This is a genomic window from Mesobacillus sp. (assembly GCF_047739415.1).
Classification (GTDB): Bacteria; Bacillota; Bacilli; order Bacillales; family Cytobacillaceae; genus Mesobacillus.
This window is the reverse complement of record NZ_JBIQOE010000299.1, coordinates 1-11,446: the sequence shown is the minus strand read 5'-3', so window position 1 is coordinate 11,446 and position 11,446 is coordinate 1. Positions and strand designations below refer to the sequence as shown.

At 42.9% G+C, this 11,446-nt stretch carries 10 protein-coding genes and 1 other annotated feature; of the genes, 1 reads left to right on the top strand and 9 read right to left on the bottom strand.

Annotated elements, in window-relative coordinates; translation table 11 throughout:
- The 4 genes from ACH0QE_RS24500 to ACH0QE_RS24485 form a co-directional block, all read right to left on the bottom strand.
- The coding region (locus ACH0QE_RS24500; protein ID WP_415803060.1) for a dihydroxy-acid dehydratase at positions 1 to 1,139 on the bottom strand (1,139 nt) is incomplete at its 3' end.
- 24 nt (positions 1,140 to 1,163) lie between these two features.
- On the bottom strand, positions 1,164 to 2,057 hold the full coding sequence (gene ilvE, locus ACH0QE_RS24495; RefSeq protein WP_415803061.1) for a branched-chain-amino-acid transaminase: 894 nt from the start codon (positions 2,055 to 2,057) through the stop codon (positions 1,164 to 1,166).
- Between the two features lie 64 nt (positions 2,058 to 2,121).
- Positions 2,122 to 2,376: a binding site (T-box leader), on the bottom strand.
- A 152-nt stretch (positions 2,377 to 2,528) separates the two neighbouring features.
- Complete coding sequence (locus ACH0QE_RS24490) at positions 2,529 to 3,947, bottom strand: hypothetical protein (RefSeq protein ID WP_415803059.1); 1,419 nt, start codon at positions 3,945 to 3,947, stop codon at positions 2,529 to 2,531.
- 220 nt (positions 3,948 to 4,167) lie between these two features.
- Positions 4,168 to 4,386, bottom strand: a complete 219-nt coding sequence (locus ACH0QE_RS24485; protein WP_415803058.1) for a hypothetical protein — start codon at positions 4,384 to 4,386, stop codon at positions 4,168 to 4,170.
- Positions 4,387 to 4,718: 332 nt separating this feature from the next.
- Between ACH0QE_RS24485 and ACH0QE_RS24480 the strand changes: the two genes are divergently transcribed.
- Positions 4,719 to 6,277, top strand: a protein-coding gene (locus tag ACH0QE_RS24480) for an IS3 family transposase (protein WP_415803057.1) whose coding sequence is annotated in 2 segments (ribosomal slippage) — positions 4,719 to 5,361 and positions 5,361 to 6,277 — 1,560 coding nt in all. Because the reading frame shifts where the segments join, the coding sequence is not laid out codon by codon here.
- A 292-nt stretch (positions 6,278 to 6,569) separates the two neighbouring features.
- Here ACH0QE_RS24480 and ACH0QE_RS24475 read toward each other — a convergent pair.
- From ACH0QE_RS24475 to ACH0QE_RS24455, 5 genes are read right to left on the bottom strand one after another with little or no spacing between them, the layout of a single operon-like run.
- Positions 6,570 to 7,712: a hypothetical protein gene (locus ACH0QE_RS24475; protein ID WP_415803056.1), complete on the bottom strand. Its 1,143-nt coding sequence runs from the start codon at positions 7,710 to 7,712 to the stop codon at positions 6,570 to 6,572.
- 14 nt (positions 7,713 to 7,726) lie between these two features.
- Positions 7,727 to 8,983: a hypothetical protein gene (locus ACH0QE_RS24470; RefSeq protein ID WP_415803055.1), complete on the bottom strand. Its 1,257-nt coding sequence runs from the start codon at positions 8,981 to 8,983 to the stop codon at positions 7,727 to 7,729.
- Between the two features lie 3 nt (positions 8,984 to 8,986).
- Positions 8,987 to 9,862 carry an ABC transporter ATP-binding protein gene (locus ACH0QE_RS24465; protein WP_415803054.1) on the bottom strand — a complete coding sequence of 292 codons (876 nt, stop codon included), beginning with the start codon at positions 9,860 to 9,862 and terminating at the stop codon, positions 8,987 to 8,989.
- Positions 9,863 to 10,621 carry a hypothetical protein gene (locus tag ACH0QE_RS24460; RefSeq protein WP_415803053.1) on the bottom strand — a complete coding sequence of 253 codons (759 nt, stop codon included), beginning with the start codon at positions 10,619 to 10,621 and terminating at the stop codon, positions 9,863 to 9,865.
- Positions 10,611 to 11,165 carry an RNA polymerase sigma factor gene (locus ACH0QE_RS24455; protein ID WP_415803052.1) on the bottom strand — a complete coding sequence of 185 codons (555 nt, stop codon included), beginning with the start codon at positions 11,163 to 11,165 and terminating at the stop codon, positions 10,611 to 10,613. The genes ACH0QE_RS24460 and ACH0QE_RS24455 overlap by 11 nt, the downstream gene beginning before the upstream one ends.
- Positions 11,166 to 11,446 lie beyond the last annotated feature (281 nt).

Here is an 11,446-nt window from a genome sequence, read left to right as displayed (position 1 = left end):
CCAAACAGAACCGATAAACCGCCGACTGGGCTATAAGCTGTTTCCTTGCTGCGGATGACGTCACTATTTAATACCTCCGCATCCTTTACATTTTCGTAAAGGGATTTACCCGTAATGGTGATCCGGTCCGGATGTACAGCTCCTTCCATTTCACAAAGCTGCTTGATAATCGCGCTGACACCTCCGGCATTATGGACATCCTGCATTGAATAATGGGAGGCCGGGCTGATTTTAGACAAATAAGGAATCCGTTTTGCTACTTCATTAATCCGGCTTAAATCATAGTCAATTTCCGCTTCATTCGCGATCGCCAGCGTATGGAGCACCGTATTCGTCGATCCACCCATCGCCATATCCAACGCAAAAGCGTCATCAATCGTTTCTTTGGTGATGATGTCTCTTGGCTTAATATCCTTTTTGACCATTTCGACCAAATGACGAGCTGCTTCATAGATTAATTGATGGCGTTCCTCGGAAGTCGCCACGAGCGTTCCGTTACCAGGCAGCGCGACTCCGAGCATTTCCATAAGAGAATTCATCGAGTTGGCTGTAAACATGCCTGAGCAAGAACCACAAGTAGGACACGCATTCTTTTCAATATCCAGCAATTCATCTTCAGACATTCTCCCAGATTGATAGGCACCGACACCTTCAAAAACGGACACCAACGATAAAGGCTGCCCAGTGCTGGATACACCCGCCTCCATCGGGCCACCCGAAACAAATACGGAAGGAACGTTCGTCCTTACCGCCGCCATCAGCATCCCGGGAGTGATCTTGTCACAGTTCGGGATGTAGAAAACGCCATCGAACCAGTGCGCATTAATCACGGTTTCAGCCGAATCCGCGATCAGCTCCCTGCTTGGCAGAGAATATCTCATGCCGATATGCCCCATCGCAATCCCATCATCAACGCCAATCGTATTGAACTCGAACGGAATTCCGCCCGCTTCTCTGATCGCGTCCTTGACGACATCCGCGAACTGTCTCAAATGGACATGGCCCGGAATAATATCAATATACGAATTGCAAACGCCAATAAAAGGCTTTTCAAGATCCTCTAATTTCACTCCAGTAGCATAAAGCAAGCTTCGGTGTGGAGCACGGTCGACTCCCTTTTTAATCATGTCACTGCGCATATGAAATCCCCCTAGATTTAATCTTTATACACTTTGCTTTTCATAGACTTTGACTCCGTCTTCAACGACTGTTTTTCTAAACTCTTTTAAAAGTTGATTTGTGACTGCACCTGGTTTGCCTTCACCGATTGTGCGGCCATCCACCTTCACAACCGCAATGACCTCCGCTGCCGTTCCCGTTAAAAAGACCTCATCAGACACATAGACATCATGCCTTGTGAAAACTTCCTCCCTCATCGAGAATCCAAGCTTATGAGCAATTTCCATGATGGCATTTCTTGTGATCCCCTCCAGTGCTCCTACATACCCGGGAGGCGTCAGGATCTCGCCATTTTTCACGATAAAAACATTGTCCGCAGAGCCTTCCGCCACATAACCCTGATCATTCAACATCAGCGCTTCATTGACACCAGATAAACCGGCCTCGATCCGGACAAGGATATTATTCAAATAGTTCAGTGATTTCACTTTCGGCGAAAGCACATCCGAGCGATTCCGTCTCGTGGCTACCGTGACAATCTCGATTCCTGACTCATACAGTTCCTTAGGGAAAAGTGCAAGTTCTTCCGCAATGATGATGACCTGAGGCCGGGCACAGGACGATGGATCGAGTCCCAGATTCCCCACGCCTCTCGAGACAACCACGCGAATATAGCCATTCAACAGGTCATTCACCCTTAAAGTCTCTACTACAAGATCGCTTAACTCCTGCTTGCTGTAAGGAATGGACAACATGATTGACTTTGCTGAGTCATAAAGCCGATTAACATGGTCCAGAAGCCGGAAGACATTGCCTTCATACACTCGAATACCTTCGAAGACACCATCTCCGTATAGAAAACCATGATCATACACTGACACAACAGCGTCTTTCTTACTGACAAACTGGCCATTCAAAAAGATCAATTGCTCCTTCATCATCCATTCCTCATTTCATGTATGTTTTGTAATTTTTTTAAAAAAATAAAAAACTCGCCCCTAAAATAGGGACGAGTTTAGCTCGCGATACCACCCTAGTTCCGTTCATGGATAGAAAAATCCATTCATACGGCACTCAATCAACGTACAATCATACGCGTTCCTTTTAACGGCGGACCACCCGGCAATACTTACTGAAAAAGTTCAGCATTGCATCTCGGAGATGATTTTCGGATCAGTTCTGAACATCGGCTTGCACCATTTACCGACTCTCTGTAGAACAGGGCACTCATCTTACTCTTCTCGTCATCGATTTTATTTTCGGAAAATTATTAATTATAAAATTATCAGTTGGAAATTGATTTGTCAAACTATTTTTAAAAATTTAATTAATTTTTCCTAAGAATTTAATCAGGATTAATCACATTGTTTCAATTGTTGAGACGGCAGAACCGTTGCCATTTCCCAGCTTCAGCCCGTTTCCTGGTCGCTCCTTAATTGTGTATAAATTTGCTGGTAGGCAGACGCCTCGTTGACCATACCTTTGTGTTGATACATTTTGCACAGCTGCCTGACTGGAGCTGGGTCAGACGGATTAAGTTCCATTTCCCAGAAGAAACATTCGATTGCTTGATCATATTGATTGAACTCTGCGTAAAATTGCCCCAAATCCATCATTCTGTCGGGATTCTCCATTAGAGCGGCCATTTCATTGATTTTGCGAATGGCGATAGAATTTGGAAAGCTTTTCTGAATAGGCTTCAGTTTTTCACAGACTACCTTCAAGTCATGCCCCTCCATTAACTTTGCTGTCAGCTGCAGAATTCTTTGTTCAGATTGCCTCGGGTCATGTTCCTGAGCAACTTGCTGTTGGAGCAGCAAAAACTCATCTAGGTGAGAAGTTACAAATTCAGCATCAACCTGCTTCCAAATTTCATTAAGGATTTGATGAAACTCTTCAGGCAACTCCTCTATGAATGGGAATAAATAAACGGCCGCTTTCTTATATTGTCCGTCTTTCATCAATCCCTCAATGAAAGTTCGAGCTTCAGGTATCCACTTATATGGATTTATTTCGGCATAGGATAAGACTTGAATCCAATTTTCAAGAGGAATGTACTTCAAGGCCAACTCTGTTTGGCTCTTAACGGACTCAGAAGTAAGATTCCTTTTGTCATCCAGCCAAAGCAGCAGCCCTTCTGCATACCGTTCTTCGCTTTTTAATATCTTTTCGAGGATTTGAAAATGTTCAGTGTTTTTTCGATTCATAAAACAGTGGAACTCTGCAAATAAGGGGTCCTTCTTTTGGATTGCCGATAAAGATGAAGTAGTATAAAAGCTGGAATATGAGCTGTATTCCCGGGAATGGAGAAGATCACTGATTTTATCCAAAGAAGGAGATAAGTCAGACAAAAGACGGACCGATTGATAGGCTTTGGAAAAACTGCCGTTTCTTCTGTAGTGGAAGAAGATATTTTCGATGAGTTTTGAGAGCTGTTCTGGTGAGAAAAACGAGTCGAGTGATGCGGCAATACATGGTATTTCAAGGAGGGGATAGTTTCGTTGGAGATGATTGAAGAGCTTGTTTTTAGCTGGAATGGCTAAAGCTGTGGCGGGAATGAGTACAGGCAGAAGCGGGTGCTTTTGGTCTAAGACAATCCCTTCATTCAGCACTTTATCAAGAAATGAACCTTTTTGACCCTTTTCGAGTTGATCACCATAGATAAGGGCATTTTTGTAGAAAATCAAATAGTATTTTTCGGTTAATTCAGTTTGGACCTCTGCGACCATGAATCTGGCGAAGATCGCTGCCCGCACAACCTCTCCATTTACCATAACCCTATTAGATTTGAACGATATTTTTGTCGGCATTGTTAGTTCACTATTCATGAAAAATTGAGCCTCCTAATGAATCGTATATTGTTTTCTATACTTTAATTATACGTTACCCTTCTTAAAAAAGCGACGACACTCGAAAAAGGGACATAGGAAAGGGACATAGGGACGGTTCTGCTGTCCCGCTCAAATCACTTTTCTAATCAGCAGCACAACCTTCGAATGTATTCGACAGTATCTTGCACTTACATAAAAAAAGCATCCCTAAGGACACTTATTTATATACCTTAAGTGGTTCAACGTTTATTTTTAAGACTACAGTTGCGGGATCATGAACCATATTTATCTTATCCACCACATATTCTTTCTTGTATATTGTGACCGTATTACTGGCCCTCAAAGCTGCAACATACTGCTCCCAATGCTTTACATTGGCACTTAAGAGACACTTGTCTTTCAAATAATAATCCACTCTGTTAGGAACTCGGTTCAATTCTACACCCCCCTTTTGATAGAGTTTATGAATCATATTATCTAATAATGACAAGCTGTTCACCGTTTCATCAGCTAAAAAGAAAAATCCATCCTTTTATTACAAGATGGATTTTGGTTTGCCTGGTATATATTGATTCAAGGGAACAAAAGACCTCGCAATTGAGCTACAACCCACCACAGTTCGGCGAATTTTTTTGATCTCCCTCCATGTAATCCATGCCTTTTTCAACTGCTTCCAGTCCATAACCTGTTTGACTGATCTGATATGCTCCCCTTTAGGTAGACAGATTAAAAAATAAAAATCTGTTTACTTTAAGGGGAGTATTTTTTATGTCTAAAAGGGTCCATTCCCTCCAAGATAAAATCAAAATCATCGAGGCATTAGAAAAAGGTAGCCATTCTATTTCAGAGTTGAAACTAATATACAGTGTTGGTGATAATGCAATTTATGACTGGATCTACAAATATGAAAAATACGGAGTGGAAGGATTAAAGAAATCTTCTGCCTGGAAAGAGTATTCTAAGGAACTTAAGCTGACGGCAGTACAAGACTACCTTAGCGGGGAATACTCCTACATTGAGGTTGCGAGGAAATATGAAATTTCCAGTACTTCTGTCCTTCGCAAGTGGATTAAAAAGTATAATAGTCATAGAGAATTAAAGGAAACTTCCAAAGGAAGGACAAACACTATGACTAAAGGAAGAAACACTACCCTGAATGAACGGAAAGAGATTGTGCTATATTGCCTTGAGAACGGCAAGGATTATCAGAAGGCAGCTGAGAAATTTCAGGTTTCCTACCAACAAGTATACCAATGGGCTAAAAAGTATGTGGATGGCGGAGAAGAAGCCCTCATGGATAAACGGGGCAGGAAGAAAGAAGAAATTGAACTCACTCCGGAAGATAAGATGAAATTGGAGATGAAGAGGCTTGCGAGTGAAAACGAACGTTTACGTGCAGAGAATTTATTCCTAAAAAAGTTAGAGGAGATCGAAAGGAGGCGAAGATAAGCCAGATACGCCTTGAGGAGAAATATATCGCGATCAAGGAACTTTACCAGGAAGAGGGGTTCCCTCTCATCATGCTTTGTGAAATTGCGGGGTTGGCCAGGTCTGCGTATTATAAATGGCTGAAGCGAACACCTTCCATGCGTGAACGCCAGAATGAAGAGCTTGTAGAAGAAAGGAAGGCTCTCCATGAGGAAGTTAAAGGAATCTACGGCTACCGTAGGATTACAATGACTTTGAATCGAAGGCTGGGCAAGAGCTTCAATCATAAGCGAATCTATAGGCTGATGAAGATTGTCGGCATTCAAAGTGTCATTCGGAAAAAGAAGAAACGTTACAAAAAGTCAACCCCACAACACGTCGCAGAAAACGTGTTAAACCGTAAATTCCAAGCCGAAAATCCAAATGAGAAATGGGTTACGGATGTCACTGAATTCAAGTATGGAGAAGCAAAAAAGGCTTATTTGAGTGCAATTAAAGACTTACATGATGGAACCATCGTCAGTTATGTATTTGGGCATTCCAACAACAATAAACTGGTATTTGATACGATAGATCAGGCTACAGCCCTTTTGAATGGAGACCGTCCACTCATACATAGCGACAGGGGCTTCCAGTATACCCATCAAGGATTTAAACGAAGAATAGATGAAGCACAGATGACTCAAAGTATGTCCCGAGTCGGAAGGTGTATTGACAATGGTCCAATGGAATCCTTTTGGGGATCACTGAAAAGCGAGAAGTATTACCTGGAGAAATATAAGACCTTTGAAGAACTTTCCGAGGCTATTGATGAGTACATATACTTTTATAATCACGAACGTTACCAAAAAAGATTAAACGGCCTTAGCCCCCTAGAATACAGGGCTAAAGCCGCTTAGATTGTTTTTATTATTTCCACTGTCTACTTGACGGGGAGCAGTTCAATCTCCAGTTGCTCTTCGTTTTGGACGTTGTTAATCATTTGGCCTTCCTGACATTTTTGCTTTTTATCTCGCATCATTTTCCCTCCAAAGTTTATTAAGTATTTTTCACCTGGAGGTAATTTCTTATTCGTGTTGAGGGAGACAATTGGCTAAGACCATTTTTGGCGTTTCCCTTTCAAAGAGACGAAGAGACACAGGCACGGTTCTCGCCTCTCGTCAAACCAACCCCATGTCCTTCTGAATTCACTCACTGAATATCGGCTCCTTGCTCTTTTCTCCATTTTAAAAGGAAGATTAGACCACTACCTCCCAGCAGAATGAGAAATGACACGGGCAGGAATGCTTTTGGCAGATGAACGCTTGTCACGTCCTTAATTAAATACTCGATTCCTATAGCGATGAAGATGGCGGCCAATGGAATTTGCAGTCCGATGTTGGTCATGTAGTTAGGAGCTGCGCTTGAGATGAAGGCAACCAGCAGTAAGATTGCCATTCCCATTATGTACATGCTCAGGACTGTCAGAAGGATATATTGCAGGAATGTCAGGTCCCACCATGAGACAAAAAAGCTGAAAATCGAGCTGACTTTCTTGTCCAGGAATTGTGCCGTATCATTCCCTCTGTACAGATAGAAAAACACTGCTAATTGCACGGTAATTACCGAAACAATAGCTATAAAAGCAGCCACAAGTTTTTTGTGAAAAAGTGTACGCCCCACTTTCGTTGAATACTGCAGCAGATTCATCTTATTTCTGCGGTCAGCCATATACAATGGCGTCACGACGATCATAACACTGATCAAAATGAGGATGGCCAGGTTGCCTGAAAGAGTTTTATAATTCTCAAAAACTTCCTGAAGAAATACCGCACTGGCTTTTCCGCTCGTAACCAATGCGTCCACACGGTCTGACTGTTCATCCGTCAACTCCATGCCATAAAAACCAAACCACTCAGGCTGCTCATACAAATCAATCAAATGCTCCCTTGACTGCAGCTCCCACATGACGTCCACTCCATCCTCAAACATCACTTTGGAGTGAAGCTCAGACATCTTCTGATCTTGTTCCAGGTCCGCACTTTTAAATTCCTGATAGCTGCCCATACCCGCTGCTGCCATTTCAGGCTGGGATTGAAGATAGGCCGTCGCGTCTTCCACCCTTTGCTCATACACCATTTTAAAATCCTCGAATTCCTTCTCATCCATAAACTGACCATAATTCGCCATCATTTCTTCGCCGACTTTGAATGTATCTCTCGCAGGCCTTCCATTAGGGAAAAACTCAAAGTCAAACATAATAAAAAGCTGATAGAAAATCGCACTGACAAGCACTAGTAAAAGCATGATTTTCAACGTTAAGATCTTCTTCAGTTCATTCCAGATAATCCTCATATATTCGCTCCTAACTATAAATTCCGAGTGTGAAATTTCCTCATGCTAAACCATCCGGCTAAAATAAATCCTGTCATCCATACACAGACCGTGATGATTTCATAGTATTTGAAGGTCGTGAATGCGCCGCTCTCCATCCACCATTTCTTTGATCCCAGCACAAGTGACGACGGATTAAATGTCGTATAGAGAGACAATACCGTATCCTTCGGCATTTCCTGGGGCACAAGCAATCCCATACCAAACAAGATCGCGAAGAGAATAAACACGATATAACTGTTTTTCATCCATAGAGAAAGCACAAACGTAATTAATGTGAAAATAACCTGCAAAATGAAGATCAGCAGGATCCCCAGCCAGAAATACTGAATAAAGCTCAAATCCCACCAGCTGATAAAGGGATTGCCATCCGGCTCAATCATGAATCCCGTGCTGATCGGCAGATTCCAGAGCCGCGAATAATCTACCGCCAGAAAATAGGTACCAAAGGTTGCGAGCAGCAGGAATGCCGTCACCGTCCCCGTTGCAATCAAGGCGGCCAATAGCTTATCCCACATCAGCCCTCTTCCCCTCCTGGTTGAAAAAGCAACAAGGTGAGACCCCTGATCAAATTCATAATTCGTCAAAAAGGCTGTGAACAGCACAACAAGCAGCATAATCTGGAATAGAACTACACCAAATAATGTTTTAAATAAAAGCGAATGGGTCCTGAAGATTTTCCCCGGAAGAAAAACATGCAAATGTTCCTGATTTTCTTTGATTTCCTCAAGTCTGGGAATCAGAGACTTATACTGCTCCCGCACCTGTTCAGCCGCTTCCCCTTCAATTTTGAACATTTCTATTTGGTTATTTGCGCTTTTTAAAAGATCAATTCTCTGATACTGCTCCTCGAGTCCCTCTGCCGTTAAAAGGATTGATTCTTTTACATTCAAGTCAACCATTTTCTCAAGCTCTTCATCCGAAATCTCACCTGAATCAATCGCGGGATAATAATTTTCAGCACGGAAAAATTCAGAGGCCGATTCAAACTCTTTTCCATTCCTGGCATTCCAGCTATCCAGTCCAATCTCATATGAATCTTTTAAAAGATAGCGTCCATCCTTGTCCATCAATGAACCATACTCATCGATGACTTCATTTATTTTCTCAACATCCTCGCCCTTAGGCGCATTCACATAAATCAGATATAAATTAAAAGCGGTAAAAAGCAGCAGCAGGCCCATCACAATTGGCGAGCTGACAATCTTTTTAAACTCCATTCTCGTGATCATCTGCTAAACCTGCTGCAGTGCTTCATCTTGATAGGTATGCAAGAAGACATCTTCAAGGTTTGGCCGGGCCGCTCTCCATTCCGGTTTAGTCTGCTCGTCTGTCAGAAAGCGGATATACATTCTCCCGCTCTCCTGTTTTTCCGATAACGAGAAATACTTTTTCCGAAATGCAGCCGCAGCCTCATATTCTACTTCCGTTTCATAGATAAGCCCGTCTAGCTTTTTACAAATATCCGAAACGCTGTCCTGATAGAGAACCTGCTGGTCTTTGATCATGATGATTTCATTTGCGATCGACTCGACATCGGAAACGATATGCGTTGAAAGAATGACAATCCTGTCCCTCGCAAGATCTGTCAGCAGGTTGCGGAAACGGACACGCTCTTTTGGATCAAGACCCGCTGTCGGCTCATCCAAAATCAGGATCTTCGGATCGTTCAGCATCGCCTGGGCAATCCCGACTCGCTGAATCATCCCCCCAGAAAACTTCTTCATCTTCTTATTAGCAACATCCTCAAGAGCGACCAGCTTCAGCAGCTCCTTCACCCTCTCTTTTGCCGCCTGACGCCCGATTCCTTTCAATGCTGCCAGGTAGAGCAAATAGGCTGTTGGACTATAATTCTTGTAATAGCCAAATTCCTGGGGAAGAAAGCCGAGAATCTCCCTGTATTCTTCATCAAGCTTAATGATGTCCTTGCCGTTATATAAAATCGAGCCGCTTGTCGGGAACAGCAAAGTGGTGAGCATTTTGATCAGCGTTGTCTTCCCGGCTCCATTAGGCGCAAGCAGACCATAGACACCATTATGGAATTCCAGATTTATATCCTTCAGCGCATTGAACTTTCCAAAGTTCTTCGATACATTTTGAACGATTAACATTTACATGACCCCTTCGACATTACGGAATGTAATGAAATATTTTAACCGGCGCACATAGAGATACAGGCAGCCCGCTATAACGCTGATATATACGAAAAACGGAATCTGGCTCAACACAGAGGCATATAAATCCTTGCTAATATAAGCAAGTGCAACGTTCACGAACAGCCAGCCAGCAATCACCGCATAAGAGGTTACCCTCATTTCCACCTTTTGCATGATGTATAAATAGCCCGTGGAAAAAATGCTCAATGAGCTGACCGAAATCAGCATCGCCTCCACAATATTGAAATTTTGATAAAACATGAACAAAATCAGGATATATGCCAAGTTCAGCAGCACCGCCAGGATACTGAACACAAGCATTCGAAACGCCGCCAGCTGGTAAACATGGTATTTGCACGTCATCTCTACTGCAAAGGTATCCCTTTTACGCAGATTCACCAGAAAAAGCGAAGCAATCAGCAGGTACAAGATTGGGGACATCGTAAAAAGATAGGAGTACAGCCCGCCCTCATCCTTCCCGCTGTCCATGGCCTGGAAAAGGCCGAACACCATCGCAAAGGAAACCAGCAGCACTGTGAAGAGAACTTCTGTTGCATCACGGAATAAATACCTGAACCCCAGCTGCCTATACATCTCCATTAAATGCTCATGAAAAGGCTTTGGTTTGATCAGGCCTTTAGACAAAATGGCTTGAATTTCGCCATTCATTTTTGAATCACCCGGATAGTCCACAGACCATTTGTCATCTTTCAATGCGCTCAGCCTCCATCCACTCTTTTAATTTTTTCATCACTGAATAATATCTCGTCTTAACTGATGATTCCGGTTTCTCAAGCAGGCTAGCAATCTCCTGAAAAGTATGTTCAGCAAAAAGCTTCAAACGAATAACCTGCTGAGAAAAGGCATCAAGCTTATTCACAAATGCGCTCGCCTTCTCGATCACTTCCCTGTACTCAAGCTCCAGGGTGAAATCATGCTGATCTAGCACATCCACTTCCTCCATCGAATCCACAATCCTCTCATACTTGTAGGTCCGCGACCTGAAGTAATCCACCACATGATTCGTAGCAATCCTGTACAGCCACGACTTGAACGAACCCCTGGCCGGATCAAAGCCTTGAATCGACTTCAGCATCCCTATGAAAATTTCCTGAGTCAAATCCAGAGACAGCTCCTTATCAAACGTCTGCCTGTACACAAACGAATAAATCTGCTGGTAATAGAACTTCACCAGCTCGTTCGCAGCCCGTTCATCGCCTTTCCTCTGGACCTTCCTAATCCACGCTTTCTCCGTCATTATGTCAATCCTCATTCTGTGAAAGTACCTTCACTCATATATTCGTAGTTAAAAGAAAAATAGTTTTAAAAGTTTATAACTTTTTTTGCGACATGGGTGCGACATGGGGACGGTTCTCTCGTCCCAAACAGTCCCATCAATCTGGAAAACAACACAAATTTCCAGATACCCTTATGTTTTATTACCAAATTAAAACTTACAAGCAGAGGGACGGACCTTTTGCTTCCAAAATTAATCACGAAAAGGGGGCAAAAGGTACGTCCCCTTGCTCCCAAGACGCT